We start from the raw sequence: 25,463 nt of genomic DNA on the forward strand, positions 1-25,463 counted from the left end.
CTTCAGTGTCACGGGACACACTGACGATGTTCCCATCCTTGGAGGTTCCGCCATGAGTCAGTCTGCCCAGTCCCTGCCCCGCCACGCCATACGCACGAGCCCATACGCGGACCGAGTTCGTTCAACGCGTGTGTCGGCGACGTCGTACGAGATACGCATCGACGGCGAATTCCGCTTCCTTATCGAAGGCGATGAGCAATGGCCTGCCCTGTGGCAACTGTTCGCAGTGATCAATGGTGTCCGCTCCGGCAAGTGCCTAACGCTTGAGTCCGAACACTTCGACGTGATCGAGCAGCTCGAGCGCGGATGCTTCTGGATGCCGGCGGCCAAGGTGGCTCCGGCACCGCACTCGTCAAGCCTGACCCGCCACCGCTTCCCGCAGTACCTCCCGGAGTAGCAATGTAAGTTCGAACGATATTTGCAAACCAGCGGAAAATTTCAATCGCTATTTGCGAATGGCGCCCGTCACCCTGAATTCGATCTCGAGATCCTTCAACCGGCGAAACTCGCCGTCGTTCGTCACACGCCAGCCCTGCTCCCACGCTTCACGCAAAGACGACTCTAAGCCGGAAGGACACGCAGTAATGGGCTGGCCAGCACGCGCCGCTCGCCCGCCGCCCTCGACATAGGGCCGGGCGCGGAAGTTCTCGAACGTGAACAACCAATAATTCGCTTCGTCGCTGCCCGCAACGTAGGGGCAGGCGCTCGCATCCATACCCTGTTCGACCGCAAGAACTGCTTCGCCTTCAATGGCGTCCCAGTATTCGCCGGACTCAATGCCGTGCGTCATTTCTCGCCCCATAGAGCCTTGTCGGCCATGAACCCAAGTGATTGATTAATATTGCGATATCTCTTTCGCAGCAAAAACCCGTTGACCTGCAGGAGTGCGCACGACTCGCAAATATCGAGGGACTTTCGCAAATAGCGATGTGGTTTCCCAATTAGCGGTGGAACCTACAACCGCTATGAGGATCAGCGTCATTCGATTTTTCCGTCTTGTCACGCGATTCCGTGGTCTAGACGGTCGATTGCTCTTGAGTCGTGCGCCGGAATACCCATGTGGCGATCGACGCGGATATGCTCCAAACCAGCTTGAGCATCCATAGGGCGACCACCACACTCGCGCCCCATTGACTCACTCTCTCCAACGTCGTCCCGGTAGACAACGAGATCCAAATCGATGATCGACCGAGCGAGCCGATTCCAAACCAGACTATCGTAGTCAAGGCGAACACAAGCGCTAGATGCGCAACGCGTCCCAAAAGCAATGCGAATTTATTCCTCATGATGCTTTCTCCCGCTTTCCGTCGCGCTGGTTCTGTTGATCGACGCGATCAGACAGAGCAAGACGCTGAAGTTCCTTAGTCCAATCGTTGGCCTGACGGCCAAGGATTGACTTCTGGCGTAATCGCAAGTCATTTATTTTGCTTGTGATAGCGGACATTTTAGCGCCCAGAAGAGCTCGACCGGTTCGCAGATATCAACGGGCATTTGTAGATTGCGTTGTGCATTTTCCATTAGCGGTGGAACCTACAAGCACCCCCTCAGACGAGTTCGTGCTGGGTTGCGTCGATTTCCAGTGGCGCAGTAAGGTACCCAAATGTCATGATCTGGCGCAGATATTCCCGCATGAACTGGTCGATCGAGCCAGCCACTTCGTACTGATGGACGTGGCGACATTCATGCGTCAGGAGGCGCCGCGAGAGGTGCCGCGGCGTGATGAAGATCGCGTAGCCCAGCGCCAGGCCGGCGATGTCGTGAGTGAGCATGCCGGTGCGGATAGCGACATCGCGGAGCTGCGGATCGTCCGGTATCGGGACCTCGTCGACGAGCGAAAGCCGAATCTTCTCCGGGGCCGACACACCCACCTGACGGGCATCGTCGAGCTCAGCCGGGGTTAGCGCGCGACCGGCCGCCAGCCCCTTCTTCGCCTGTTCGCTCGCCCATGCGAGTGTCTTCGGCAGGATGGACTCCAGAAAGCCGTCTTGGATCAGGCCGGTCATGAGGCCTCCTTTGTGCGGCCTTGCCCCGGGAACAGTTCATCAAGGCGGTCCTGCGCCTGCTTGCGGCTCATCCCATATGGGAACCGCGGTTGCTCGTCCTTCACGGCATCCTGCAGGCAGGCGAGCACATCCGCCTGATCTTTGTTCCGGTCCTGCAATCGGCAGCTCATCGCCAAGCTGGCGAGCAGTGCGCGATCACGGTCCCGCATCTGTGCCAGATCCGGCCAAACTATCTCGAGGCGCTCTCGCGATGCAATGCCATCGCTCTTGCCGACCATGCGCGTGATGGAGATGCCGAGACCGCCGATGAGGACGATGCCGAGGAAGAGCGATATGACGCGTCGAGTATCGAGCATGTAGTACGTGCCTCCTCTTACGCGCGCTGGCCAGCCAGCGGCGTTTTGTTGACGACCGCGCTCGCTTCGAACCGCGTGAAGCTGAACCTGCTCTGGATAGTGGCCAGACGTTCGTACGTAGGCCCGCTGGCCGGCACGCGTTCGAACAGCATACCTTCCTTACGGCCAGTCGCCGCTGCGTCCTCCACGGCCGACGGCCAGTCCGGCACCAGGCGCGCCTTTTCCGTCAGCCCCTCTTCGTTGCGGATCTGATCGCCGGCTTCCTTGATCTGGTTGAGGAAATTCGCTCTTGCAGGCATGGTGATGCGTCCCTTGGTTGATGTTGGCCGAACGGCCGTTCGATACCAGCGAAGCCATTGTCGTACAGGCTCAGAGTACTGCAACCCTGAATAGTTGAGTTCTACATCTCGTTATCGACCAGACAGCGCCACCGCTGAAGTGACGCTGGGTCCGGAAGTACGGGGGCAAATCCACGCTGTCTATCATGATGGTTGCGTGGCGGGCGCGGGTTCGAACTGGTATCCCGCTCAGAGCGCCGCCCTCGCCCACCAAACGCTCGGTCTAACCATGCAATTGCCGACAGGGAATACTGCGCGCACCCGGAGTGCAGAAAATTGAAATTGCGTCCGTCGCGCACGCCGGTCTAGTGGCAGGCATAAAAAAAAGCCCGCCGCTACCTGAGAGGTAGACGGCGGGCTTCGTTTCGAATTGACGAATTACATGGCGAGTGTCGTCATTCGCTAAATCTTCCGATGGATAACAGAACGTCAGCAGCACCGGTAAATAGGTACTATGGCCTGCGTCAAATTACCAGCCGGGGAAATGGCATACGGTCGAAATAACGATTGCGAGCGTACCTGCAACTGCACCAACGACAATGATGTCGCGGCCATGGTTGAGGTAGTACAAAGCACTCTGAAGAAAAGACGGCTTGTCGTTGAAGTCGCTATTCATGGTGTTCTCCTTTTTGCCTTACAGGCGGTAGAAAAAGGAGGAGCTTCCGCTCGGCGAGCCATGGGTGGCTGGCCGAACTTGTCGACACCATCGAACAGTTTTCAGATTTGGAAAATACCCGAACCTGAATTTTTCCGAAGTCTTACGTGTTGACCATGTTACTTTGGTCTGCCACGTTTTTTTGAATCTTGCCAATTTAATGGCTGGTCCTACTTTACGTATGTTCTGAAGTAAGGTCAAGCTGAAAAACGTCGCCCATACTCCGAGCATTGGCTAGACACGTTTTCACGAAGACCGTTGATCTCGCTGAAGGCTTTCGAGCCGGCCACGCAAAATATCTGATCGTCCGTGCGGCGCGGAATCAAATGCCCACCATCGGCGCGAACGAACCGTTGGATGAAAGCTGGCACGCACCCGTAGGGGCGTGCCAGCTTACCATTCAGTTTAGCGTCACACACGCCTCGTCAGTGCGTTCAGCCGGATCCACGAGGGCTTAAGCGCCGGGTTGTACGCCCGCGCCGTACCGGTCAGGTCAATGACTTCCGATGAGCCGGCCAGGTCCACCTCGTAGTCGCCGTTGACGACGGCGAAGATCCGGCCGTCTTCCTGAACCAACGAGGTGATCTCGCCCAGGATCTTCTCGTCGGAGTCGACGACTTGCATGCCCACCTGATAGCGATGGACCGACTGTTTCTGCGGTTGGATGTTGCTGTTCATGGTGCTCTCCTTGAATGCCCGCTCTTGTGGGCTTTTGACGAGGGGAGAGCCGGAGCTCGGCGAGGCGACGGCCTGGCTGAACCATACGACTAGTTAGGATCGCCGCCCCCCCCTTAGAGAGGGCGAGCGGCGAGGTGCTGCAGGTTGAAGATTACCGCCGAAGCACTTGATGCCTTCCAGCGAGTCATTTTCCGATCATCAGATGTTGCTGATGTTCTCGTTACTGAACCTTGGTTCCTGCGCCAAATCGTGCCTCACCCTCCTTGGTGAACCGCGCGATCGCCTCTGGCAGCTTTGCAGGCTCGGAGAGCACTTCGAAAAGCACCTGCGCCCCCTCTCCTTCAGGGCCATACAGGGCGATCTCAGCGGGCTTTCCTGGTTTAAGGCAAGCGGTGTCGGTTTCCATATCCGTCAGCATGACCTGCCAGCGGCCGGCCGGCACGTCGAATTGTAGGAACCAGGCAGAAAAGCCGCCGCCGGTCGAATGTTCCGTAAAGCCTGAGTCGATCAAATGCTGGGTGATCTCTTCAGTAGTATCGAGTTTGGTCATCATTTTCTCCAACTTGGCGAAAGTGTAACCTGGCCGATTGTCCATTACGGTGTGAGGTGGCGACCAGTTGCGAAGCGAGCCAACGCCGATCAATTCCATACGACTCTCCAGATTTGGCGAGAACCGTCCCCAGCGGGATCGGCGTCCCGCCAGGGGTTAAGTTACTTGGATCGAGACCACCCACCTTGAATCGCCGGTAACGGAAAATGGTGCGTGGTTTCGTACATTACTGTTGGTCGGAGCCTTGTTTAAAGGCTCCAGACGGCAACTTCCATCCAGTTGATTCAATCCGGATCGGTACCGTGTATTTGGTCGCGATAGCTTGCTCAGCAACCTCTTCCTCGTACATGTACGGCGTGCCCTCGTTGGCCAATTGCCTTACCGACTTAGTGCGGTGAATCGTCAGTCCGAACTCGCTTTCCAGATCGGCGATCCGCTTGAAGCGCGTGGGCAACAGCTGTTGCTCAGTGGCCCGCTGGTGGCAATCCGAGAATATGCAATGTGCACAGGACACACGGTTGAAGCCCAGGTAGTACGCCGGATGTGGCCGAACACCGAAGCGCTTCATGATGTCCCACACTTGCTCCTCGGACCACTGCAGTACCGGACGCCAATGATCAACGTACCGGCTCCGCGTGTTGCAGCGATCGGGCTCGTGAGTGAGGTACTTCGACCGCGCCGCGGACTCTTGCGCGCGCTCCCCCGTGCAAACGAGGGTGCGGATGCCCAAGAATCGGGGCTGGTTCCTCATTGCTGCGGCGCCGACGTCGACCTTGAGACTGGCCGAGCACCATCTCTGCGACAGAGCCGCCGTCACCTGCGGGAACTTGCGCCGCGTGTTCTGCGGCCCTGTCCCGCCCGCCTGAATTAGCCCGTCTGGCGTTTCGGCCATAACGGGCGCGGTGCACTGGTCTTTACGAAGCATCTCGCGCAGGAACCCGCCCACACGCCAACTGAAGTACAGCGGCAGACCGAATGCTGCTGCGAACCGCCGGCAGTAGTCGCTGGTCACAGGCCAATCCATGAAGGATTCGCCGTGGCCGTCGATGTCGTGATGCCAGAGCTCGATGCGATTTGGATCGATACCAATGTCGAGCAGGTGCAGCACCGTTGCTACTGAATCCTTGCCCCCGCTGAACATGACCACGTATTTATCGTACGCGTACCGATCAAACTCTACCGGCGAGCCAGTCACAGCGGGAAGTTCCGCCTCGAATAGCGATTGCTGCTGCGGAGGCTGACAGTTTAGTGATTTCAAAATGCTCTCCATGGCCTCACGGCCTGCATGGCTAGCATCGCCCCCAGCGGGAGCGACGTCCCGCCGGGGTTGAAAAGTTGCTTAGGCTGCGACCATATCGGCTCGCACGAAAGACGAGAACGAAATCGAAGTTGCCTGCTTGAACGCTTGAAGTGCTCGGCCGAGTGCGTTGAACACGGAGACAAAGGGCGGAACGCTTACGGCTTGGCCACATGTTTCGTGACCGAACGTTTGCGTAACGCCTTCGACCATGTCCTCCCATACGCCCTTGCATCTCGCGTGCTCAACCAAAGTAGGGATTCTAAGAAGATCGGGGTTCTCTGGGTGTTGGAAGAAGGTTCCGGTGCTTTGACGCTTGTGAAGCGTCTTGTTGAGCGTAGGAACTTTCGGGGAGTCCTCGTTCACGATCGTCATTTTGAATCCCTTGCCTGCTGCCTCGTCCCTTAGCTGTTTCTCCTTCAAGTACGTCAGCGGGGACCAGCACTTATCGTCCAGCGCCACCGCATCCATGATCTCACCCAACCTACGAGCACGAGGCTCAGGCCGATCGACGAGATCGAAGGAGAACTCGATTCCTTGCGTGACCGCGATAATGCACATGCGCTCACGATGCTCGAGCATGTTCCAGTCGGCCGCGTTCAACACCGTCTCGTGGACGACATAACCAAGGTCTCGAAGCATGGAGCGCGCAATCGCGGCGGAGGCGGTGTTTAGCCAGCCGGGTACGCATTCAATTGCGACGAAAGATGGAGACGTCTGCGCCACGGCCGCCAGGAACGGCACGACGAGATGTCCGACATCGGGATGTGACTCCGGAAACTCCAGCTTCCGTTTCGTACGGCCGGCGTTCGATGCCCCGCTGCACGGGATACCAATAGCCAGGCCGTCGAGCTTCGGCAGTTGTGACATGACCCAGTTGTCGAACACCACCTCCTGCATTGGTGCCGTCAGGAGGATTGTCTGGCCATCGAAGACCGGATTGCGCTCGACGGCGTGTTCAATGCAATCGAGCCTTATTTCGTTAGCTACCGCGAGACGCGTACGAATCCCAGCTTCTTCGAACCCCGTGTGTGCCGCACGATCGAGGATACCAATGCCCGACGAGAAAGAACCCATGAGCAGCGGTTCATTGTTCTCGAGCTTCGACTTCAGACGATCGAGCCGCTCCTTCGCTCGCACTTCCGATGCGATTGGAAGCACGAAGATCCTGTGCAACTGCACCACGAGGCGAACGGCCGTGAGTCCCATCCTCACAAAAATGCCAAGCAGGTTCTCGCTATTGATGTCGACAACAGGGACGTCACGATCGCGCACGGTCTTCTTCGACACCACACGCTCACCGCTTTCATTGGCTTCCAGTGTCAGCATGCACTTTTCTTCGTCTAGGGTGACGCTGATTTTCATGCCGGGCAAAAAGCACGCGCGGCTTGCAACGGCACCTTCGATCCACAGCCGAGGTCTCCCTCTGTTGCTGCCGATCTTCCGGATTTCCATGCCTTGGAGTGATTTCTTGCTGTTCATCGGGTTCTCCTTTTTTTCCCTCACGGGCTGATAAAGGAGCGAGCAGAGCTCAGCGGGCCGGCGTGGCTGGCTGAGCGTAGACGAGGCGGTATCGCCGCCCCCGAAGGGACGGCGAAGCTTGCTTTGGTTGATGAACGCGGGGCGACCGTTACGCGGCTGCCAACTGCTGCGCGGCGCGCTTTTCGCGCCTGTCGATCATTTCGAGACATTCCTCGATCGCACGGAAAACGGCCCTTTCGAGCGCTCCGTCTTCCGACAATGGAACGTCGATCGTGTGTTTCGAGTCGGTGTCGTCGTTGACGTAGGCGCCGAGGCGAGTGAATGTTCCTTCCGGCCCTTTCACGTCGTAGAGCCTCAGACGAAGACTCGCTTTTCCGTCCTCACGCACGAACCGCACCTGAACGGGCGAGTCATGAACGGGATATTGGTATCCGCTCGGTTGATTGGCGAGAGCCCAATACTTCAACATGCTGCCGATGTCGTAATTCGTTCTCTCGGGATTGAGTACCCCGTCCCGAAGGACGAAATGCGTGTAGTCGATGCCCTGCGCTGCAAATTTCACGCCCCGCAGCTGTCCGTAGGACTGCCGAACCTGCTCCCGATAGGCCTTGATCGTATCGACCGCCGGTACCGCGTGACTGCTCAGGTACCACTTGTGGTTGACGCAGTGCGCAAACGGTGACTCGATGATTGGATTGCTGGTCATGGTTACCTCCTTCGATGCCCAGTCGGGCGTTGATAGAGGCGCGAGCAAGATGCTCGGCGGGGCCTGGTGCCCGGCTGAGAAACTGCGGCCTGCCACCCTTAGATCAGGATGGCAGGCGTTCTGGTTACCGGTTGGTGACGGAAAGCACTTTCTGCAGGTGCTCGTCGGCCACGTGCGTGTACGCTTCATCGGCGTCGTTGAGGCCGGCCGCGAGCCAGTTGACTTCTTCGAGGACCGCTTCGTCAGTTCGGTCGGAATACGCACCGTCGTGCGCGGTGGCCTTCTCGAGAGCCAAGCGAGCGTCCCATAGACGCATTTGGGCCGCGACGACTTCCTGCAGGAGCTGCAGGGGGCTTTTCGGCGATTCCGTATTGTTCGGGATTTTGCTGTTCATGCGTTTCTCCTTCGTACCCTAGTGGGCGTTGATAAAGGAGAGAGCAAGATGCTCGGCGTGGCTGGCGGGCCCGGCGAAGCGATTGCTCTGAAACGCTGAGGTGGCGGCAGGCGCCAGAGAGACATGCCGATCGAACGGCTGAGCCAACTATACCACATGGACCCAGCACGTCCACACCGCGGATGCTCCGTCTGCGGGCCTGCTCCGGGGCATAGCCCCGCAGATCTTGGATGAGACCGGGGACGACCTTGAGTAAAGATGCCGACTGCACGCCTTGAACAACTGCAGTGCGGCGATCATCTGGAGCCGCTCGTTGATACCCCTATGAGGGGTTGTGGATCACCGGCGGCACAGATTCACTCCTTGCCATATCCTCGTCGTCGTTGGTCGCGGGCTATCTCTCTCGCCTCATTTGCTTCTTGCGTCGTTCGTCGCGGCGGTCCATCTGTAGGACCAACATTGCGAATACCACGAAGAGTTCGGGCTGGCCGAGCACCTCGACGATGTGTCGATCACGCATCGCCAGCACGCGTCCCGTGGCCTTCGCCAGCGTCTCCCCCTCGCGGGCGACACGGAATTTTCGGTCCCACAAGTTGCCGGTCACGGTGGCGCCGTGCGCGGGGCCGCCGACCGCATAATACTTGCGCGTCAATGCGAAGCGCTTTCGCTTGATCGCGAACGTCCCGAGTTCTCCTGAGATATCCCACGTGGGCGCCCACGCAAGGATCCGGCGCCGAATACTGCCGACGTGGCTGTCTCCGCAATAGATTTGCCACTTCGACGAAAGTAAGAAAACCAACTGCCCTTTTCCGCGATATGCCGGATTCCCTTCACCATCGGTTATGTCGATGGCGTCGCGAATGGACAGCAGCTTGTTGGCAACGCACAGAATTCTGGGCATCCTCTACCTCGTATCGTTGGTTTTGATCGGGCATGCGTCTTATTCTGGCTATCCGGATTCGCCCGTGGAATTGCCCGCTCCAGTCGTTCGGCCTTCTCCTCGTGCACGACGAGGTACCCCAGCGCGTGCTCGTACATGACGATGTATTTCGTGCGCTTCGTCAATTGTGAATGAGCGGTGCCGTCCGTGCTCATCTCCCATGTTTTTGTATCAGGTGGTTGAAAAGTGGTGAGCTGAAGCTCGGCGAGGCGTTACGCCTGGCCGAACCGGGATGGCTCGGCGCCCGCCATCCTCTCCGGAGAGAAAGACGGCGGATGCAATTCAAGTCATAGTTTCCCGTCAGGCTAACGCGACGGCGGCGCTCAGATCAGGCCGGTTCCGAGCGATCGCCCATTGCGTCAAGGTTGGCTTTAACGCGGTAGAAGGCAGGTTTGAGTCCGTGCGACGCCCGCGAAGCGGCAACGCGACCAGGTGTGAATTTCCCGGAAAACTCGAGACCATTTGCCCGTACCCGGTTTCGCATCGCGACCTTGATACCTGGTTCCATCGCCACATCCCTTTCTCGAAGCAATACGATGTACTCCGCCTCGATCGCCAACAGGAAAGCGATGTCACCACAGGCAATGTCCTTGTCTCGCCTGTAGCGTTTCACCACAGCCGTGTGGTAACGCAGAATAAAACTGAGCACGGCCGTAACAATCGTGATGCCGCCACCGATGATCTCCAACACGTCGTGTGCTTCCAAAATCATGATGAACTCCTTTCATGCGCGGGCCAGGCAGCGTTCTGCGCGCAACCCGCGCGGGTTGACCGATCAGACCGCAGCCGTCTCACCAACGACGCGCTCGTAGACTTCCTCGATCAACTCCTCCTCCGAAGAGAAGAAGCCGATGTAGTTGTGGTTGTCCTCGTCTTGATTGATCTCGGTCTCGCCGGGTAGTAGCGCGTACCAACTGTGCATCAACCCGCCGTTGCGGATGCTGTAGCCTGACTGCTCGATAGCCCTGCGGCGAAGCGAGTCGTCGAGCACGCCCCAGCCGTGCCTCGTTGCATTGAGATACCGACCGTCCGGGGTTTGCACCTCGAGGTACGTAATCTCGGCATCGTGGTACGAATGCCCGTGGATCCGCTCCTTCCGGCTTAGCCAGTCTGCGACCGCGGCACCGGCTTGCTCGCTGAGATCCTTCTTGCGGTCGAAGCACGCCATGCTGCCAGTGATCTCGATGTTGTCCGCGCGGCGTCCGTCTTTCGTGGCACTGAACACGACTCGGCAATCCATCCACTGTGCCGTGCTGCCATTGTTGCTATTCATGGTTCTCTCCTCTTGCCCGGTGGGGCTGTTGAAAAAGAGAGAGCATCAGCTCGGCGAGGCGTATCGCCTGGCCGAACCGTTGGTAGGTTCGGCGCCCGCTAGCCGCTTCAAGGGACGGCGCGGCGGGCGAAGTTTCAAGGTTGATTGATTAGGTAGAGATTGCCGGCGCGGTCTCACGCGAGTAGCTGAACACGGGTGTAATGCAGCAACTCTCCGGATCGGTTTGAGCCGGAAAGCGATCGACATGGAACGTCACCGTGCGCCAGCTGGTCTCATCGACATAGCCGAACACGAAACCCGCGAGTGCGCTGGTCTTGGCCAGCGCATCTCGAGCATCGTCGGCGCTCGGGTATTGTTGCGAGTACGCTCGGATCAGAGACTGCGACCCGGGATAGCGGCTCACAGATTGCCTCGCCGACACCAGATCCCGCGCCTCCTGAACCGCTTCGAGGTAGTCTCGCGCCTCGAGCTTGTTGAACGATTGCTCGTTCTGCTCGCGGCCGATGTACCAGAAGCTTTTCACGCTGGAATCACAGCAAACTCCCGTCCACGTCTCCGCAAGCGGAGCGGCCGTGACGCCGTCATGGATCCGTACTTGGCCGCGCTCCGTGGTTAGGAATGGGGGCTTTGTCAGGTTCGATTGCGCCTGCGGCAGATCGCCCGGAACATTGCTGATCCACGGCGCTTCGCCTAGCGCAGCTTGGCGGCAAGCCAACTCGTACGCGAGCGGACCGCTGTATTCGGCGACGCAGTCGATCGCGACGTCATCGCCAACCCGGACCAGGAAAACGCCGAACCCGTTCTCGCCCTTCGGACGCACTTCCCGCTTGATGTTGCTCGTCATGTCTATCTCCTTGGATGCCCAGATGGGCCGTAGTGAGGAGAAGAGCCTCGGCTCACCGGAGCGGACTCGGGTGAGCGTGGCATCCCGCACCAGTCGCATGCCGAAACGCATGGACTGGAAGGGATTGCACTGATGGTTGCCGGGTGGTTACTCCGCGAGCATGCAGATGTTTCCCGCGTCGTGCAGACGGAAGGCTTCATTGATGCCCAGCGTGATCAACTGCTTAAATCGTCGCAGAGCACCCTCATGTTGACTTGAGATCAGCAGCCGAACTTGCTCGACCGTGATCCCCTCGGCCTCAGCCATATGCTCAATCGCGCTAGCAGCGATGATCTGGCCAGCAGCGGCCCACTTCTTGGCAGTCAGTTCCACGTTCATGATTTTCCTTTGTGCCTCCGCGAGGCTTTGATAAAGCATCGAGCGCGAGCTCGGCGAGTCGTCGACTGGCCGAACAAATAGCAAGCAGCCGAGCGACACCTCAATCGGGGCATCGCTCGGTGCTGGCGGCGCTCGTTACATTAGCGACGCGGTTGCGGGTTCATGCCCGTGCAAGTTGTCAGCGGCGGGCTTCAGAGTCGTGACGGTCACCTTGCAGCGTGAGAGCCCTGCCGGCGCCCATCCGATCCCGAACAGGAACCAGGCCTGTTCGAAGGTAACAGCCACACTACGGAGCAGGTCAGCCATGAGTTTGTCGACGGTATCCCACTCGATGGCATGATCGATGCGTCCGCCTAGGCCGAAGCCCTGGACGCGAAGGCATTTCGGCCGACCCGCGTCGCTTAGTCCGAAATAGCCGTACTCGGGACGACGGCCGGAATCGACGCGCAACGTCAGTTCCCATTTGCCCCACCGAAGCGGCTTGAGGACTTCTGAGTGGAATGGGTCCGCGTAGCTGCGGTTCAGCGAGCCGGTCAGGATCGATTTGATGGCTGCGTGATACGCGTCGACCGAGACGACGTAGCCGACATCGTGCTCGAATGCTTCGGCAGGATCTTGCTCGAGTTTCGCGAGCGCGGCGCTAGCCCAAGCTTCAAGTGCGGAAAAGCTAGCTGCCCGGGTTTCCGCGGTGAGTTGCTGATTCATGATTCGCTCCTTTCTGCCGGTATCGGCGCTTCAAAAGAGGGGAGCGTTTGGCTCTGCGGAGCGATAAACTCGGCGGAGAGGGACAAGGGCCGGGAGCCCCGATTGCGGATAGATGCCGATTTAACGGCGGAGTTCACTATATCACGGGTTTAGCCTGCCGGGCATCCCCCCTATCGCGTTTGAAAAGTCTCTTTTCCTGCTTCCGCTCTGGAAGAGCGCCATGCGTTCTTTCGATGAGTTCCTGGAGGGACGCCGGCACCGCTATGAGCGGTAATTCTCTGCGCGATTAGTTCCCCCGAAAGCCACGGGTCACCCGAGGTTGTAATGGACCGTTGGGGTCCACTGCATAACGAATACGTGTGAATTACGCAATGCCGTTCCGTGATCGCACATGACCACGCGCTTCGCATCTTGAAGTAACGGTTTAGTTGGGAATGCGATGCCCAACCGCTGGCGCTCATAACGCTCCATATCTTCGGCGCACATCGCGTTGATGCGTCGATCAATGGTTCTCACGAACCACGCTATTTCATTCGACTTCAGTTCCTCCCTGACCACAATCAGGAACGTTGAAGGGCTTCCTTCGCTGCAAACGGGGCTGATCGATGCGCTTTCAGCAACGGCGCAATTGTGGGCGATCTCCCGTCGTCGCTTACGGGAATGGAATAGCCAATCAAACATCGCCTGGTCCCCCTACTGTTCGCACTGCACGCTGCTTGGATTGACTGCCACCTTTACGCGAGTGTCGCAGTCAATCAAATTGAGCGCCACGGCAATGCTATAGATGATCCCGATCGGGATCGCAATGAATGTGTTGCGCGTGATGAAAACCCAGATCAGCTTTAAAATAGGTTGGCTCCATCTCCAGCGACCGACCAGCGCGGAGCGCCGACCGGGCTAAGTGGCTTTCTTCCTCGGTGTGTGGAGTTATCCCGCTATGCGGCGCGCCACAATGGTGACTTTCAATCCAGCGCTCTCAGCCACCACCGCTTCCTCGCCGTCCCGAAGCGGCATGACCCGTTCGTCGTTCCATGTGGCGACATCGGGTAGTTCCACGTTACACCCGCCAGGCGTATTCGAACGGTGCATCGCCGTCAGGTCGCTCTCACTAATCCGGACGTCCGCAGAAATTGCGTTGCCATCGACCTGCCGAGTTGTCACCGAGACGAATGTTCCAAGCTTTAGGCTGTCCATCTTGGGAACTGCGGCACCGTTGCCATTGACCGTGCAACTACGCAGATAGGGACGTTCGTCGCCAGACGAATGCACAATCTGGTCTCCAACCCTACCGGACAGCGTCATTTCAGCGACGGTCTTTTCGCGCCCTGCATCTTGCTTCGTCCATTTCAATTTGTAGACGATCAACTCGCTTTGGGGAGACCCAACGGCAGCGTTTGTCACAGCACCGTCGCCCGCGTAACAAGCACCAGCTGAGCTGATCAAGATGGCTCCAGCAATCACGATTTTCTTCATTCTTTTGTTCCTCTCTGAGATACCGGCGTCCGGCCGGTGTGAAAGGCGTTCACGCGCCGCGTGCTTTCCTGAGACCAAAGTAGCCAGGGATGGCTTTGGCGATGCCGCCAGCGGCCTCCCCAAGGCCGCCCCTCGTAGTACCCTCCCTAGGGAGCCGCCAGATCCATTGTTGAGCCTTTTCCATGGCCTTTTGCGTTTCGCCGCCTTTGCGCGCATCCATATCAGACTTCAATTCCCAAAACATACTCAGCGAATTCCCGGCACGCCACAAATCGTACGGAAGAACAATCGTACACACCCAATGCTGGCATATCAATCTATTAGCATCCCAAATCATAATTTTTCGAACGTCAGCCAAAGCAACTTCCGGCATGCTACGAAAGCCACTATTGCCGCTCGGCTGCATCCACTTATCCAGCGTCTTATCGGGTACGCTGATGCGCTGCGCGCAGAAACGCTTGCTGCGATTTCGGCTCGGTCATGCCCAAATGCGTGCGTCATAGACCCACTTGCGCAGCTTCGTGGCCGTAATTCTCGCAGCATCCGCATGTTCGGGATTCACGAGAACGTTCCATTCTTCGGGCACGACCGTGGACGGCACGCACAGCAGCGCGGTGCTTTTTGAAGTGGCCCATTGCGTCCCGTAGTCGAGGCTAACCTTGCCCTCAGGCAGTGCGTCCCATCCAACCGGTGCCGCCGTAGGCGTCAAGGTCTGCGCCGCCTCCCATACATCATCGGGCACGTCGAGCCTCACCAAGTAACGATTCAGCGGCAGCGGACCGACAGCGATATGAACTATGGTTTCAAGGCATGCGAGCGCGATGTTAGAGGCGCAGTACAACATCGGTGTGTCCTGGCGGTTCCAGCGCCCGCCCGTCTTCTTCGCCCCGGCACCAGAGAGATCGTCGGCCGTATACTCCCGAGTATCCGTTGCGATGCGCCAAATCGAGACCGTCATGCGTAGGCCCCGCTTTGCATCCGCGCAATCAATGCCGACACCAACTCCTGGCCGGCCACGGTATCCATGTACTCTGCTGGGCGACGGTTGCCGAGCGCCGGATTGGGCTGCTCTAGCCACCGCGCCACCCACTGGGCGGCGTCGAACCCCTCTGGGTTGCCCGACTCGGTGACCATCGCCTCGACTTGGCCGACGAGCGCTGACAGGCCGACGAAGCGCTCCGCCTGATCTTGTGCAAGGTCTTGCTTCAGCCTGATTTTCCTGGCCACCGTTGTGCGTGGGAAGCCGAGCAATTGCATCAAGCGATCATGGGTCGTGTCCATACGTTCGGCCATGCGTGGTACTTCTTTCGCCGCGACGCCACGCTTAATCAGATCGATGCGTTCGGGCGCCGCAGCCCTGAAGACGTCATAGAAATGACTCGTGCCAGAAGCGATGACTACAACCCCAGTAACCGGAATTTCGCCACCTAAGAGCACGTCATAACTCCGGGAAGCGGCGGTGGCGGGCTTAGGAGCGGCGGCCTTAGGGGCGGCGGCCTTGGCCGTTTTGCCGGCCACTGTGGTCACGCGCTTGGTGGCGGAGGCCACCTTCTTCACTGGGCTGCGCTTTTCCGTGTGTGTCGTGTTCATGGTGATCTCCATTTGGGATTTAATTATATGCCATATGGACAAAATATCATGAAAACTGCGTGAACAGCCCTCGTTCCGGACGCTGCTCCGTCTGGCATCATTTCGGACCAAACCCGTACCCGAACATCGGCCGTTCATGATGTCCATCAAGCCAAAACCGGATACCCCGACATAACTAACCTTGTCCAGCACCAACCTCATTGCCGACTCGTTGCCTGACTATCTCGTGCCAATTGTTCGGCTTGACGCAGCCAGCGCACGCGAGGCGGTACTAGCCGGCTTCGGCATGATGCCCAAGGCGCGCGCCCCGGCCGGCGCCAAATCGTGGGATTCGAGCGACGCGAGTGCGGAGACGGTCGGCGAGACGCGCGCCTTCTCGGCGGCAGATCCAGCAAACCTTGCGCTGTATTCACATTTCTGCTTGAATCGGCCGAACAACAAGCGATCAACAAGGACGGAAACGATGGACACCTTTTTTCGAAGAATCAGTTTGCTGGTCCTCACCGTTGTCGATTTTTATGGCAACGCCACCGAGTCATGGCACCCGCTGCTGGCCATCGGCGTCCCTGTGGGTATTTTCGCGAGCATCAAATACCTTGCACCTTCCTGGCTTTTTCTGAGTCTGTCGGTCGTCATGGTGGCATTCTCTGCAGCCTTCTTTGTGACCGTGGCCTACGTCTGTGCTACCTACCTGGCATTTCGGCGTGATTGAAGTGTCGGCGCAGTAGCCACGCCGCATAGACCATCTTGGGGTGCGGCCGCTCCGTTCAGCAGAACCACCGGGCGGCCCATTCAGGCTACCAAGCATTCAGGTCGTCGTCTCTCCTTCCATCGGCACAAAGCCAGCAGACGAACGGACAAAAATCCTTCGACGAAACGTGTCAAGCTGCCCGGGGAACCCTTGGAGTGGTGTGCGGGACACGCAAATCTTTTGCACAAAAAAGGAAGCCCGCCAGTCTCCACATGGGAGACGCGGCGGGCCGGGGTTACAGGTTGATGGTTAAATGCTGTGCGAGTGGGAGTCGCGTCGAGACAACTCGCCCGCGAACTCCTCGTTCGGGCCAATTTGCACGCAGAACTTCAGACTACCGCTCGCAGCGGCAGATGCAGCCTCCAGCGTGTCGCGCAGATATGCTTCCGCTTCGTGCTCCGAGCAGTCGGCCAGTTCGTGCGGAACCAGTACATTGGCCTGCACGGTGACAGCCAAGCGCTTACCGAAGCGCTGTAGCGTGCCATTCTGAAACGAACTCAGTTGCGATTCTTCGTCGCAACCGGATTCGATCGTCACTGCCGGCTCGGGCGCTTTCCACGAAGGATCGGTACAAAACCGCTCAGGCAGAATGCTCGTAGCGCGATCGCGGAATACCTTGAGCGCGGCGATCGTGTCATCCACGTCGCCCACCAAGTTACCCACCTTCTCGCCGCTGGGGTCCTCCAACAAGGCTTGCCCCCAGTTTTCGAGTAATACCTTCGCTGCCGCTTGCCCTGCGTATCCGGAAAGCTCGGGACGGAAAACAGCGTTCTCACCATTGGCATGCATCTCGACCAACGACGCGAGCTCCTTGCGAACATTATCAATGCACTGCGGCGGTTCCGCACTGGCGTGCGCAGTGACCTTGACATGGAACGACCGGCCTAGACAGCCTTGCGCCCACGTTGCCAGATTCGACAGGTCTTTCGCGTCCATTTCCGGATTAACGTAGTCCACGACGAGCACGACCTGCTGGCTTGGAAGTGTATGGGCCGCCAGACCATCAATGCTCCAATGGTCGCCGGGGAACTCCTGTTGCATGACCTCCTCCACCTCGTCCACGAGATCCGGACGCTGCTTCACGATAAACGACGCGAGATCGGTACGCGTCATGCCGTCGATGTTGTCTGCGCGAACCGAATCGAGAACGCGAAACACGTCGACCTTGCGCAATACCCCAATCGAATTGGCCGCGATCTTGATGTACTGCTCTTCAATTTTGCTGTTCATGGCACTCTCCATTCTGCCCTTCAGGGCGGTTGAAAGTGAGTGAGCCGTAGGCTCGGCGAGGCAAGCGACCTGGCCGAACCGGATACCCGGTTTAGCGCCACCGGCCCGAAGGCGCGGCGGCATGGCTGGCTTCGTTACTTAGACCGTGGAGGAAAGCTCCTCCGCCATCTGGCGGTACGAAATCAGACCTTCCTGGTGACGTTGCATGATGGCCGAGCGGCGAACGCCGAGCGCCCATCGGTCCGTTGCGGCGACGCGATCTAGGGCACCAACATCGACTCGCCGGTAGCCCATCCGCAGCATCTCTTCGACGGCCTCTTCGATGGTGTCAAAGCACATGTGTCCGATGAACGAATCTTGATCGAACTGCTGGATCCGCCACGGCTGGTCGCCAGACGCTTCTGGCAGAACAAAGGCCCAGGCCTCCCGATTCGAATTGCGGCACTCGATCCCGACGGGCTCGCCGCCATACTGAGCCATGAGGCTCTGGTAGGCGATTTGGTTAGGGCGGGCGCCTTCTCGCAGGATGCGGGCAAATGCGGGCGAAACACGGCGATGCGCGACACGGACACGTTCCCATGCGCGAGTACGGTACCGCGGCGTCGACGACACCACTGCTGGGGTATTGCGATTCATGATTTTCTCCTGGTGCCCGAAGGGGCGAGTTCGAAGGAGAAAAACCGGCGCTTTCTAATCAGGCGATGAGAAAGCTATTGGAGGGATTTTGATGGGCGGCGCTGGCCGCTTGGATGCCGACTTAACGGCTGGCAATTACTCTAGCACAGATGGACTGATCTCAAAGGCCCTTTTCTTGCGAGGACGGCCATTGTGCCAGCAACGGCATGGCCAGATGAACGGTTTCTCCTACGAAAAAAGCCGCCGGCCCATAGGGCGCGACGGCTTCTGCTTCAATGCAGCCAGGAATTAATCTGGACTACGTGTCGCCGACTTATTCGACATATGCGAATCTTCATTCGCTCGCCTCCGTAGCCGTCAGCCATGTACGACGGCCGATCGTGTGTCCGTCGTCGGAGGCGCGACGGCGCACGATCTTGTTTGCGTCTGCTTTACTTGCCGCGCAGATGCCTTCATATAGCAGCCCGTCCACTTCATCCCATGATGGGTATTGGAACCGAACGACAACATTCCACATCTTGAGCGGTGCGGTGTCTGCCTTCTTCGGCACACGGACAGGAAGCCCCAGCGCCGCCTCGACTTCTTCCAAAGTTCCGACGAATTCAGGCTTGTCGTAACCATTGGTGCAGGCGTAGAACTGCCCGCTGTTCAGCTTGCCAATTCGCGGATCGATTGCCGTACAGGTACTGCTCGCGCTGCACTTAGCGGGAGCTACGCTGAATTCTGGCGGACTGGCCACCAAGCCTCCAGTCGCCAATTCCGCCACCGCGTCGCACAGGTCGTTGATGCTGTCCGGGCTCTTGCAATGCGCCAGCAACTCGTCGAACAGGCCTGAGTTGGTGGCAACCGACAGCGCAACGTTTATCAGTTGCAATGCCTCGACCTGCTCCGCCGCGAGCCGCGAATTCGCAGCCGCGGGCAATGCCGGCCGATATTCCCGTTCAAGGATCAGGACGTTCGTTCCGATGAGCGACCCGATCTGCTCGGTGTTGACGATGATCAGTTCCGGATTGTTCGGATTATTCAGATCCTCCGAATCCGCGCCGAACACGCCATCCAATAGGCGACGCTTGAATGCGTCGATGGCGACTTCGACCGCCTCTGCCGCGATCACATGAACCGTGTCACTGTCGTCGCCAAAAACTGCTCCTGAGATGACAAATAGGCTAAGCGACGGGACATCCATAGTCGCGATCGGTTTCTGTTGAGCGTTGTGCTTCATGAAAAGCTCCTTTTCCTCGATGGGCATTGATAAGGAGTCGAGATGTGATCTCGGCGAGGTGGTTTCGCCCGGCCGAGATGGAGGTTCGTCCCCGCCAGCGCCGCTTTATGGGCGCCGACGGAAGACGATGAGGTTGATGATTTCGAAATTTCTTAGGCAGCCATCTGCGCCTGGGCAACGCGATCCAACGCGTCCGCCCCCTCGAGGATGAAAGCCGCTCGGCTGAGACGGCGCTTGGCATCTTCTTGCATTTCCGTCGCGATCGCACGCAGTTCGGCAGCCGTGCCGTTGTCCGTTCTCAGCGACATGTCATGGCCGTCAGACCTGATCTCGACGAACATGTGGCCATTGCTGCGCCGAATCGACACCGAGACCTTGTCCGTCGATGTGGCCGCCGGTTGTTGCACTTCAGCGTTGCTGTTGCGATTCATGTTTTTCTCCGTAGTTGCCCATAGGGCGCTAAAAATGGAGAAAGTCGTTTCGTCGGCTTGGCGGGTCGCTTGACCTGCCAAGCCCCACAATTGTGGGACCGGCCGCCAGCCCCTCTCGGGACGTGCTTTGTGTTGCTCGCTCAGTTCCAGGTAGGCGCGACCCCCAGGATCGTGTTGGGGCGTCGATTGGTCACCTTCAACGCGGCTTCGTGTGCCTGCTGAATCGTGTCGAACTCCGCGGTTTCGACCTTCGACATCGGCAGGCGGATGAGGCCATCGATGCCGAGCGTGCGATCGTCCGCGCTGCCGCCGAAGAACGGGTCGCCCGTGCCGCTATACTCGATGACAATCATCGACTTTGGCAGGGCACCCCAGCGTGACAAAAGCTCTTCGACTTTTTCCGGGTTCGTGAGATCGCGCGGTGCGCGGTCGCTTTCCAGTTTCATGAGACCTCCTTTATGCCCATTTGGCGCTAGTGAAGGAGTTGCTGACGCTTGTCTGTCCGATGGACGGAAAAGGTACCTTTTGATGGGATGCGAGCAGCGCTCAACCTAAGCGCCGCCCGCCTGCTTCAGGATTAGATGATGATGCAGCCGGCTCGCGCCGGTGCGACGAGTGGTGGATTGCACCGGATGTGCTCAAGAACCGACTCGAGTTGCTTGTCGTAGGTCTCGTCCAGGTCCCGTTCGATCACATGGTGAGATCGACGGTACTTGTCCGACATAACTTCGACGGCGCGGCAGTGCATATAGATCACATCCTGCGGCGCCGATCGCTCCATCTCGCCGATCTTCTCGCGCTCCGCGTCCGACTCCGGGCAGTCCAGTGCCTGGGTCGCAACCGGATGCAGCTCGTAGCTCGGCGTGATTTCGCAGCAGTGCGTGACACGGTCGGCATCGTAGGCGTAGACCTGAAAGACCTTGCCAGCCAGTTTCCGCATGTCGTCGCTGTAGTAACGCGTTTCGTCGATGACGACCAGTTGGATGTCGATATCCAGCGAAGTCGCGGCGGCTTGTGAAAGACCTGCCGACTTCGGGATGCTCGATAGAAATTGCTGATTCATAGGTTCTCCCTTTTCTGCCAGTGGTGGCGGTTGAAAGAGAGAGCGCCGCGGGCTCGGTCATCCCGCGTAGGGATGACCCAACCGACAGCGTTGGGTCTCGTCGGCCGGGAGGCTGGCGAGGTTGCTGCAAAGGATCAGTTCTTAGCCTGATCGTTCTCGTCGATTTTCAGTTGCCAGACCTGCGCAGCGTCCTTGGCTCCCGGCAAACCGGACACCAGCGCCTCTTCGCGCCTCAGACGACACGCCAGGTAATTGAGCAGGCGGGAGTCGCCCGGAATTTGGCCCTGCCGCTCCAGCTGATCGTAGAGTGCCCCGATAGCGCCGTGCAGACCCGTCATCGCCCCTCGCCGCCGCAGCTCCGCGAAGAGAGCCTCCGTACTCACGTCCGTGAGCCCATATTCAGACGGCGCAAAGTTGACACGCTCACAGAGATCGTCAATGCCCTCCTCGTCCATCGAGATATCCTCCCTCGAAAGATCCGCACAGGTGCCACAGGCGATGTCGTGGATTTCATCCGGTCGATTGATCGGTTCACCCATCCCAGCCTCCTGATAGACGCGAAGTGCGGCAAGGATCGTGTTGCGGTCCTGATTAGCGCCGATGATGAGCACCGACTCGGGCGACCGAGTTCCTTCCTGTTCTTGCGAAACGACTTTCTGATTCATGCTCAGCTCCTATTGCCCAGTGGGCGTTTGAAAGGAAACGAGCGGCGACGCTCGGATGAGCGGGACTCATCGCAGCGTACGAAATGCCAGGGGATTGTGGGCGCTCCCGGGCGGGAGGCTGGGCGGCGCTAGGCCAATGAAATCTGCTGCCGACTGAACGGCTAAGCCCATTCTAGCCTACGGGGAGTGGGAGTGGCAACCGGGTTCCGACACATCCGAGTTCGTGACCCCGCCGTCCAAAGGACGGTCAGGGCCAGATTTACCAAATAACGTCGCTCATAGCAGAACGCTCGAATGCTTCATATCGTGCAAGAGTTGCGGTTGATGAATCGTGGCATGAGGGAATCGTAGTGCTGCGCCCGCCAGATACTCCAGGTGTAGCTCCGTTCCAATCCACTTCCGCCCTAGCCGCTCGGCTACGGCACCGGTTTGGAACGATCCACTGAACGGGTCAAAGACGGTATCACCTTGCTCGGTACACATCTTGATGAAGTGCTCGGGCAGACCTGCTGGGAAACGAGCTGGGTGAATCGGCAGATCGTTTTGGCGGCACAGTCGTTGATACGCATCGTTGGAAGAACTGTTGCTCAGACTCAGCAGATTCGACGCTATCGCACCGCCGTTGTCCACGGAGAACGCACCTGCGGCAAGATGATGGCCGCTCGGACGCAAGGCCCCGGTTTCGCCACCCCGCGCGAGCGTCGATTTCATCGACTCACTGTACGGGACAAGCACCTGACGATTGTCCGCAAAGGGCATATCGTTCGGTGCAAGCCAGTACAACTGTTCGAGTGATGTCTTGACGCGCACCCGCCGAACCGTCACCCACTCCGCAGGAGCTGGAAGCTTCGACGGGTTGTGCCAGGCGTAGCGTTGGCACAGCTTCCAACCGAGCTCGTCCTCGAGGCGTACCAGCAAACGCTCCTGATACAGCGAGACCGTCGGTTCGCCTCGATTCATCACATCCCCGAGGTTGATCACCACGGAACCATCCCGTGTCATCTTCTTCGGCCACGTTTCGGCAATTCTAAGCAACCAGTCAACGTACTCGTTCGCCGCCTTGTTCGAGTATTGTTTTTCCCGAAGCAGCGGGTACGGCGGAGAGGTGAACAGCAAACGCACACTTCCGTCGTCAATATGCGCCACGGCTTCTTCAGCGCGACCGAACAATGCAACACCATCCGCTGTCGTGAAAATCGTGATCACAAGTCCCGGCGCCGCACGGTGCAACGCTTCCTTGCCCTTGCCGGTCAATTCCCACGTCGCTTTCCCTGTGGGAAGGGTTAGCCCCAGCGCCTTTGCACGTTGCTGTGCCCACCGCACCGTTCGATCGAATCGGTTGTACTCCTGGCCACCGATCTCGATCATCTCGTCGCGGGTCGCTTCTTCGATGCCCATCTTGACCGCTACGGCATCGCACAGATCCCGCGTGCGAGCACGCCCTCCTTCGATTTCCAGGCAGTCTAGCAGCGGCAGGACAAATTGCTCTTGCGTAAATGTCTTCCGTGAGTTGGACAATATCTTCGTTTCAGTGTCGCGTTTCATGCTCTTCTCCATTCCCGCTTAGCGGTGATTGATAACGAGCGAGCGACAATGCTCGGTGAGGCACGATGCCTGACCGAACCGAACGGCCGATTTGAGACCGCGCCGGCCTCCCGGAGGGAAGCTCGGCGGGCCAATATTGCGGTTGAGTGATTACACGGACGTCCTCTGAGCACTACCGCTCACACGAAATTCCATCGGCGTCCACGGCGCTTGTTCGCATTCCGTGATCGACTCCATGGCATTGAGTGCGGCGAAGTAAGCTCGTTTGTCTGCCTCACTACCTTCCCTTGCGAGATGGTACGGGCCGACAAACGCCCCCGGGAGATCACGCGCCACTGCATATCCGCCGGTAACGGCGGTATGCAGGGCGAGGAAGCGTTCATCCTGACTGAAAAGTTCTTCACCAAACGCGGCCACCTCGACGCCATCCTCGAAGCGCACCTTCAGAAACGGCAGGAATTCTTCATCCCAGGCCTGCTCCTGCTCGGGATTGATGCCGACGCCGACGATCGTTGCCTGCTGGCCCGAATGGGCGTGGTACACGGCATTGTGTTTGGATCGCTCCTGAAGCATCGAACTGAAAACTACCTTCAGCCCATCTGCTGCTTGCAGAGTCTCGGTCACTTTTCGCTCGAATGCGATCACCGGGGACTCGACTGGCGCCGACGCCAACTCGTCGGACTCGATGGAAGCGACTGCGCTGATGAGGTCCGTGCCGTTGTACTCCTCAAGCATCGCAGTCACGGCGCCCCACGCGGTAATCGCACTAGGATTCGAGCTAGTCCGGACAAACTCCCCGGAGAACTTGAAACCGAGCGATGTCAGCAGCACGCGAGCCATACGCTCGGCACCATCGACAACTTCCTGATCCGTCAGTCCCACATTAACTTGAATGTTCCCGTTCATGGCTCTTTCCTTTGTACCGCTTGGCGGTAGTTGCAAAGTAGCGAGCGGTAACGCTCGGATGAGCGGAGCTCATCGCAGCGTACGAAATGCCGGGGGATTGCGGGCGCTCCCAGACGGGATGCTGAGGCGGCGCTAGGCCAATGGAACGTGATGCCGATCGAACGGCTGGGCCGATTCTAGCGCACCACAAACGGGATTGGCAACGCGGTCGCTTGACATGAGAAGGCCCGCCAGCCCCACTGAGGGACAGGGCGGGCGCGGTTTCAGGTTGATGGTTACTCAGTCAGAACAGCGCGACTTGAGCGCCTTCGAGTGACCATCCGAAATACTCGAAGCCCTTGCGAACTTTGTCGTTGCATAGGAATGCGCGTAAGCCTTCGATCACCTGCTCCGCATCACCCTGCTCGAAGACTCCGTCGAATTGACGCTCCCCGAAATCGAACACGGTGTAGAACATGTATCCCGGCGAGTGCAACCCGGCCTCGAACAGGCGACGCACGATGTCAATCCGCAGATTGAGCGTTGCCTTGTTGGCGTAATCCAGACGAACAAAGTAATACAACCAACAGCCGAGCTCGAAGTGCTCTCGAGCAGCTGGAGCTTCTCGCGCGTGATCCCATACATCGAGCGTGCAGCCCTTACGTTTCGCCGCGCCGTAGAGGTCACGGGCATCGCGCGCCAGTTGGGCACGCTGCGCAGCGGTGATGGGCGCTTTCCCGCAACCCATGGCGGTTTTCATTTGAGTGTTGCAAGTCATGACTCTTTCCTTTGTACCGCTTGGCGGTGGTTGAAAAGGATCGAGCGACCACGCTCGGATGAGCCGAACTCATCGCAGCGTACGAGATGACGGGGAATCGAGCGCGCTCCTGTGCAGGAGGCTGAGGTGGCGCGGGGCCAATGAACGTCTGATGCCGATTGAACGGCTTCGACCATTTTAGCCCGCCGAGAGCGGGGATGGCAACGCTGCCGCTTGCCTTCCCTCGCCGGCGGGTACTCTGGAGGAATTATCCTATCTCTCGGGCAAGTGGGAGCCTCATCCACCTCCGCACGATGGGCGCGTTCTGGTCGTGCTCAGCGGAGGCATGAGACACGCGAGATCCAAGCGAGTGTGCCTGGTGAACGGTTCGTTCAGGGCAGGCTCGGCCGCGCGGGACGCTCCTGACGCTTAGGGCCGGCGGCTCGACTTTACTCAGATCGCTCGCAACACCCTCATCCGCGTCGTTGGCATGCCCGTGGAAATTGCGACCGCCAGAGTCTCGTGACTCGCCGACGACGACAACGCGGCTGCGGCAGGTAACCCAGATCAGGAGGAGCAATCAGCGGCGTTGGCCCATCCTGGACGGGTTCACCGG

General features: G+C 58.6%; 34 protein-coding genes. 2 read left to right on the plus strand and 32 right to left on the minus strand.

Annotation, left to right across the window (positions count from 1 at the left end):
- Positions 1-52: 52 nt before the first annotated feature.
- Complete coding sequence (locus PCE31107_RS14600; protein WP_150609360.1) at positions 53-397, plus strand: hypothetical protein; 345 nt, start codon at positions 53-55, stop codon at positions 395-397.
- A 48-nt stretch (positions 398-445) separates the two neighbouring features.
- Here the strand turns inward: PCE31107_RS14600 and PCE31107_RS14605 are convergent, their stop codons facing one another.
- From PCE31107_RS14605 to parS, 22 genes are all read right to left on the minus strand, one after another.
- Positions 446-790 (minus strand): Rmf/CrpP family protein, encoded by a 345-nt coding sequence (locus tag PCE31107_RS14605; RefSeq protein ID WP_150609362.1) that lies wholly within the window; start codon positions 788-790, stop codon positions 446-448.
- Positions 791-1,544: 754 nt separating this feature from the next.
- The gene (locus PCE31107_RS14610) at positions 1,545-2,003 is read right to left on the minus strand and encodes a hypothetical protein (RefSeq protein ID WP_150609364.1); all 459 of its coding nucleotides are present in this window, start codon (positions 2,001-2,003) and stop codon (positions 1,545-1,547) included.
- On the minus strand, positions 2,000-2,359 hold the full coding sequence (locus PCE31107_RS14615) for a hypothetical protein (RefSeq protein ID WP_150609366.1): 360 nt from the start codon (positions 2,357-2,359) through the stop codon (positions 2,000-2,002). Before PCE31107_RS14615 ends, PCE31107_RS14610 begins: the two co-directional genes overlap by 4 nt.
- A 17-nt stretch (positions 2,360-2,376) precedes the next feature.
- Entirely contained in the window at positions 2,377-2,658 is a 282-nt protein-coding gene (locus PCE31107_RS14620) for a hypothetical protein (protein WP_150609368.1), read from the minus strand.
- Positions 2,659-3,166: 508 nt separating this feature from the next.
- A complete protein-coding gene (locus tag PCE31107_RS23400) occupies positions 3,167-3,313 on the minus strand; it encodes a hypothetical protein (protein WP_174966674.1) in 147 nt (48 codons plus the stop codon).
- A gap of 450 nt (positions 3,314-3,763) precedes the next feature.
- On the minus strand, positions 3,764-4,030 hold the full coding sequence (locus PCE31107_RS14625) for a hypothetical protein (protein ID WP_150609370.1): 267 nt from the start codon (positions 4,028-4,030) through the stop codon (positions 3,764-3,766).
- 220 nt (positions 4,031-4,250) lie between these two features.
- Entirely contained in the window at positions 4,251-4,679 is a 429-nt protein-coding gene (locus PCE31107_RS14630) for a hypothetical protein (RefSeq protein WP_150609372.1), read from the minus strand.
- Positions 4,680-4,806: 127 nt separating this feature from the next.
- Complete coding sequence (locus tag PCE31107_RS14635) at positions 4,807-5,850, minus strand: phosphoadenosine phosphosulfate reductase domain-containing protein (protein ID WP_150609374.1); 1,044 nt, start codon at positions 5,848-5,850, stop codon at positions 4,807-4,809.
- Between the two features lie 69 nt (positions 5,851-5,919).
- Positions 5,920-7,359 carry a DNA cytosine methyltransferase gene (locus PCE31107_RS14640; RefSeq protein WP_246181836.1) on the minus strand — a complete coding sequence of 480 codons (1,440 nt, stop codon included), beginning with the start codon at positions 7,357-7,359 and terminating at the stop codon, positions 5,920-5,922.
- A 148-nt stretch (positions 7,360-7,507) separates the two neighbouring features.
- The gene (locus PCE31107_RS14645; RefSeq protein ID WP_150609376.1) at positions 7,508-8,065 is read right to left on the minus strand and encodes a hypothetical protein; all 558 of its coding nucleotides are present in this window, start codon (positions 8,063-8,065) and stop codon (positions 7,508-7,510) included.
- A 124-nt stretch (positions 8,066-8,189) separates the two neighbouring features.
- Positions 8,190-8,459, minus strand: a complete 270-nt coding sequence (locus PCE31107_RS14650; protein WP_150609378.1) for a hypothetical protein — start codon at positions 8,457-8,459, stop codon at positions 8,190-8,192.
- 394 nt (positions 8,460-8,853) lie between these two features.
- Positions 8,854-9,360, minus strand: a complete 507-nt coding sequence (locus tag PCE31107_RS14655) for an LURP-one-related/scramblase family protein (RefSeq protein WP_150609380.1) — start codon at positions 9,358-9,360, stop codon at positions 8,854-8,856.
- 367 nt (positions 9,361-9,727) lie between these two features.
- Complete coding sequence (locus PCE31107_RS14660) at positions 9,728-10,111, minus strand: hypothetical protein (RefSeq protein ID WP_150609382.1); 384 nt, start codon at positions 10,109-10,111, stop codon at positions 9,728-9,730.
- A 63-nt stretch (positions 10,112-10,174) separates the two neighbouring features.
- On the minus strand, positions 10,175-10,672 hold the full coding sequence (locus PCE31107_RS14665; protein ID WP_150609384.1) for a hypothetical protein: 498 nt from the start codon (positions 10,670-10,672) through the stop codon (positions 10,175-10,177).
- Positions 10,673-10,820: 148 nt separating this feature from the next.
- A complete protein-coding gene (locus PCE31107_RS14670) occupies positions 10,821-11,516 on the minus strand; it encodes a hypothetical protein (protein WP_150609386.1) in 696 nt (231 codons plus the stop codon).
- Positions 11,517-11,663: 147 nt separating this feature from the next.
- Positions 11,664-11,894, minus strand: coding sequence for a hypothetical protein (locus PCE31107_RS14675; protein ID WP_150609388.1), 231 nt, complete (start codon positions 11,892-11,894; stop codon positions 11,664-11,666).
- Between the two features lie 135 nt (positions 11,895-12,029).
- Positions 12,030-12,599, minus strand: a complete 570-nt coding sequence (locus PCE31107_RS14680; protein WP_150609390.1) for a hypothetical protein — start codon at positions 12,597-12,599, stop codon at positions 12,030-12,032.
- A 309-nt stretch (positions 12,600-12,908) separates the two neighbouring features.
- Entirely contained in the window at positions 12,909-13,280 is a 372-nt protein-coding gene (locus tag PCE31107_RS14685; protein ID WP_150609392.1) for a hypothetical protein, read from the minus strand.
- Between the two features lie 246 nt (positions 13,281-13,526).
- Positions 13,527-14,072, minus strand: a complete 546-nt coding sequence (locus PCE31107_RS14690; RefSeq protein ID WP_150609394.1) for a hypothetical protein — start codon at positions 14,070-14,072, stop codon at positions 13,527-13,529.
- A 49-nt stretch (positions 14,073-14,121) separates the two neighbouring features.
- A complete protein-coding gene (locus tag PCE31107_RS14695; protein ID WP_150609396.1) occupies positions 14,122-14,445 on the minus strand; it encodes a hypothetical protein in 324 nt (107 codons plus the stop codon).
- 105 nt (positions 14,446-14,550) lie between these two features.
- Positions 14,551-15,030 (minus strand): RES family NAD+ phosphorylase, encoded by a 480-nt coding sequence (locus PCE31107_RS14700; protein ID WP_150609398.1) that lies wholly within the window; start codon positions 15,028-15,030, stop codon positions 14,551-14,553.
- Entirely contained in the window at positions 15,027-15,662 is a 636-nt protein-coding gene (gene parS, locus PCE31107_RS23695; RefSeq protein ID WP_150609400.1) for a type II RES/Xre toxin-antitoxin system antitoxin, read from the minus strand. Before parS ends, PCE31107_RS14700 begins: the two co-directional genes overlap by 4 nt.
- 181 nt (positions 15,663-15,843) lie before the next feature.
- Between parS and PCE31107_RS14710 the strand changes: the two genes are divergently transcribed.
- Positions 15,844-16,374 (plus strand): hypothetical protein, encoded by a 531-nt coding sequence (locus tag PCE31107_RS14710; protein ID WP_150609402.1) that lies wholly within the window; start codon positions 15,844-15,846, stop codon positions 16,372-16,374.
- Positions 16,375-16,662: 288 nt separating this feature from the next.
- Here PCE31107_RS14710 and PCE31107_RS14715 read toward each other — a convergent pair whose 3' ends face one another.
- The 10 genes from PCE31107_RS14715 to PCE31107_RS14760 all read right to left on the minus strand — a co-directional run bounded on the left by PCE31107_RS14715 (position 16,663) and on the right by PCE31107_RS14760 (position 24,850).
- The gene (locus PCE31107_RS14715; protein WP_150609404.1) at positions 16,663-17,643 is read right to left on the minus strand and encodes a hypothetical protein; all 981 of its coding nucleotides are present in this window, start codon (positions 17,641-17,643) and stop codon (positions 16,663-16,665) included.
- A gap of 138 nt (positions 17,644-17,781) precedes the next feature.
- Positions 17,782-18,279 (minus strand): hypothetical protein, encoded by a 498-nt coding sequence (locus PCE31107_RS14720; protein WP_150609406.1) that lies wholly within the window; start codon positions 18,277-18,279, stop codon positions 17,782-17,784.
- Positions 18,280-18,613: 334 nt separating this feature from the next.
- Positions 18,614-19,501, minus strand: coding sequence for a hypothetical protein (locus PCE31107_RS14725; RefSeq protein WP_150609408.1), 888 nt, complete (start codon positions 19,499-19,501; stop codon positions 18,614-18,616).
- A gap of 152 nt (positions 19,502-19,653) precedes the next feature.
- Positions 19,654-19,932 carry a hypothetical protein gene (locus tag PCE31107_RS14730; RefSeq protein ID WP_150609410.1) on the minus strand — a complete coding sequence of 93 codons (279 nt, stop codon included), beginning with the start codon at positions 19,930-19,932 and terminating at the stop codon, positions 19,654-19,656.
- Between the two features lie 140 nt (positions 19,933-20,072).
- Entirely contained in the window at positions 20,073-20,378 is a 306-nt protein-coding gene (locus PCE31107_RS14735; RefSeq protein ID WP_150609412.1) for a hypothetical protein, read from the minus strand.
- Positions 20,379-20,509: 131 nt separating this feature from the next.
- A complete protein-coding gene (locus PCE31107_RS14740; RefSeq protein ID WP_150609414.1) occupies positions 20,510-20,995 on the minus strand; it encodes a hypothetical protein in 486 nt (161 codons plus the stop codon).
- A gap of 134 nt (positions 20,996-21,129) precedes the next feature.
- Entirely contained in the window at positions 21,130-21,660 is a 531-nt protein-coding gene (locus tag PCE31107_RS14745) for a hypothetical protein (protein WP_150609416.1), read from the minus strand.
- Between the two features lie 276 nt (positions 21,661-21,936).
- The gene (locus PCE31107_RS14750) at positions 21,937-23,205 is read right to left on the minus strand and encodes a site-specific DNA-methyltransferase (RefSeq protein ID WP_150609418.1); all 1,269 of its coding nucleotides are present in this window, start codon (positions 23,203-23,205) and stop codon (positions 21,937-21,939) included.
- Between the two features lie 150 nt (positions 23,206-23,355).
- Complete coding sequence (locus PCE31107_RS14755) at positions 23,356-24,111, minus strand: hypothetical protein (protein WP_150609420.1); 756 nt, start codon at positions 24,109-24,111, stop codon at positions 23,356-23,358.
- Between the two features lie 283 nt (positions 24,112-24,394).
- The gene (locus tag PCE31107_RS14760; protein ID WP_150609422.1) at positions 24,395-24,850 is read right to left on the minus strand and encodes a hypothetical protein; all 456 of its coding nucleotides are present in this window, start codon (positions 24,848-24,850) and stop codon (positions 24,395-24,397) included.
- Positions 24,851-25,463: the final 613 nt, after the last annotated feature.

Source organism: Pandoraea cepalis (assembly GCF_902459625.1).
Lineage (GTDB): Bacteria > Pseudomonadota > Gammaproteobacteria > Burkholderiales > Burkholderiaceae > Pandoraea > Pandoraea cepalis.

Coding starts and splice junctions, on each gene's coding strand:
- PCE31107_RS14695 (WP_150609396.1), bottom strand. CDS start 14,445: ATGCCGGAAGTTGCTTTGGCTGACGTTCGAAAAATTATGATTTGGGAT.
- PCE31107_RS14680 (WP_150609390.1), bottom strand. CDS start 12,599: ATGAATCAGCAACTCACCGCGGAAACCCGGGCAGCTAGCTTTTCCGCA.
- PCE31107_RS14645 (WP_150609376.1), bottom strand. CDS start 8,065: ATGACCAGCAATCCAATCATCGAGTCACCGTTTGCGCACTGCGTCAAC.
- PCE31107_RS14640 (WP_246181836.1), bottom strand. CDS start 7,359: ATGAACAGCAAGAAATCACTCCAAGGCATGGAAATCCGGAAGATCGGC.
- PCE31107_RS14690 (WP_150609394.1), bottom strand. CDS start 14,072: ATGAAGAAAATCGTGATTGCTGGAGCCATCTTGATCAGCTCAGCTGGT.
- PCE31107_RS14655 (WP_150609380.1), bottom strand. CDS start 9,360: ATGCCCAGAATTCTGTGCGTTGCCAACAAGCTGCTGTCCATTCGCGAC.
- PCE31107_RS14600 (WP_150609360.1), top strand. CDS start 53: ATGAGTCAGTCTGCCCAGTCCCTGCCCCGCCACGCCATACGCACGAGC.
- parS (WP_150609400.1), bottom strand. CDS start 15,662: ATGAACACGACACACACGGAAAAGCGCAGCCCAGTGAAGAAGGTGGCC.
- PCE31107_RS14735 (WP_150609412.1), bottom strand. CDS start 20,378: ATGAAACTGGAAAGCGACCGCGCACCGCGCGATCTCACGAACCCGGAA.
- PCE31107_RS14760 (WP_150609422.1), bottom strand. CDS start 24,850: ATGAAAACCGCCATGGGTTGCGGGAAAGCGCCCATCACCGCTGCGCAG.
- PCE31107_RS14750 (WP_150609418.1), bottom strand. CDS start 23,205: ATGAAACGCGACACTGAAACGAAGATATTGTCCAACTCACGGAAGACA.
- PCE31107_RS14670 (WP_150609386.1), bottom strand. CDS start 11,516: ATGACGAGCAACATCAAGCGGGAAGTGCGTCCGAAGGGCGAGAACGGG.
- PCE31107_RS14725 (WP_150609408.1), bottom strand. CDS start 19,501: ATGAAGCACAACGCTCAACAGAAACCGATCGCGACTATGGATGTCCCG.
- PCE31107_RS14715 (WP_150609404.1), bottom strand. CDS start 17,643: ATGAACAGCAAAATTGAAGAGCAGTACATCAAGATCGCGGCCAATTCG.
- PCE31107_RS14625 (WP_150609370.1), bottom strand. CDS start 4,030: ATGAACAGCAACATCCAACCGCAGAAACAGTCGGTCCATCGCTATCAG.
- PCE31107_RS14720 (WP_150609406.1), bottom strand. CDS start 18,279: ATGAATCGCAATACCCCAGCAGTGGTGTCGTCGACGCCGCGGTACCGT.
- PCE31107_RS23400 (WP_174966674.1), bottom strand. CDS start 3,313: ATGAATAGCGACTTCAACGACAAGCCGTCTTTTCTTCAGAGTGCTTTG.
- PCE31107_RS14615 (WP_150609366.1), bottom strand. CDS start 2,359: ATGCTCGATACTCGACGCGTCATATCGCTCTTCCTCGGCATCGTCCTC.
- PCE31107_RS14730 (WP_150609410.1), bottom strand. CDS start 19,932: ATGAATCGCAACAGCAACGCTGAAGTGCAACAACCGGCGGCCACATCG.
- PCE31107_RS14620 (WP_150609368.1), bottom strand. CDS start 2,658: ATGCCTGCAAGAGCGAATTTCCTCAACCAGATCAAGGAAGCCGGCGAT.
- PCE31107_RS14700 (WP_150609398.1), bottom strand. CDS start 15,030: ATGACGGTCTCGATTTGGCGCATCGCAACGGATACTCGGGAGTATACG.
- PCE31107_RS14660 (WP_150609382.1), bottom strand. CDS start 10,111: ATGATTTTGGAAGCACACGACGTGTTGGAGATCATCGGTGGCGGCATC.
- PCE31107_RS14745 (WP_150609416.1), bottom strand. CDS start 21,660: ATGAATCAGAAAGTCGTTTCGCAAGAACAGGAAGGAACTCGGTCGCCC.
- PCE31107_RS14675 (WP_150609388.1), bottom strand. CDS start 11,894: ATGAACGTGGAACTGACTGCCAAGAAGTGGGCCGCTGCTGGCCAGATC.
- PCE31107_RS14755 (WP_150609420.1), bottom strand. CDS start 24,111: ATGAACGGGAACATTCAAGTTAATGTGGGACTGACGGATCAGGAAGTT.
- PCE31107_RS14685 (WP_150609392.1), bottom strand. CDS start 13,280: ATGTTTGATTGGCTATTCCATTCCCGTAAGCGACGACGGGAGATCGCC.
- PCE31107_RS14740 (WP_150609414.1), bottom strand. CDS start 20,995: ATGAATCAGCAATTTCTATCGAGCATCCCGAAGTCGGCAGGTCTTTCA.
- PCE31107_RS14650 (WP_150609378.1), bottom strand. CDS start 8,459: ATGAACAGCAAAATCCCGAACAATACGGAATCGCCGAAAAGCCCCCTG.
- PCE31107_RS14630 (WP_150609372.1), bottom strand. CDS start 4,679: ATGGAATTGATCGGCGTTGGCTCGCTTCGCAACTGGTCGCCACCTCAC.
- PCE31107_RS14665 (WP_150609384.1), bottom strand. CDS start 10,672: ATGAATAGCAACAATGGCAGCACGGCACAGTGGATGGATTGCCGAGTC.
- PCE31107_RS14635 (WP_150609374.1), bottom strand. CDS start 5,850: ATGGAGAGCATTTTGAAATCACTAAACTGTCAGCCTCCGCAGCAGCAA.
- PCE31107_RS14605 (WP_150609362.1), bottom strand. CDS start 790: ATGACGCACGGCATTGAGTCCGGCGAATACTGGGACGCCATTGAAGGC.
- PCE31107_RS14610 (WP_150609364.1), bottom strand. CDS start 2,003: ATGACCGGCCTGATCCAAGACGGCTTTCTGGAGTCCATCCTGCCGAAG.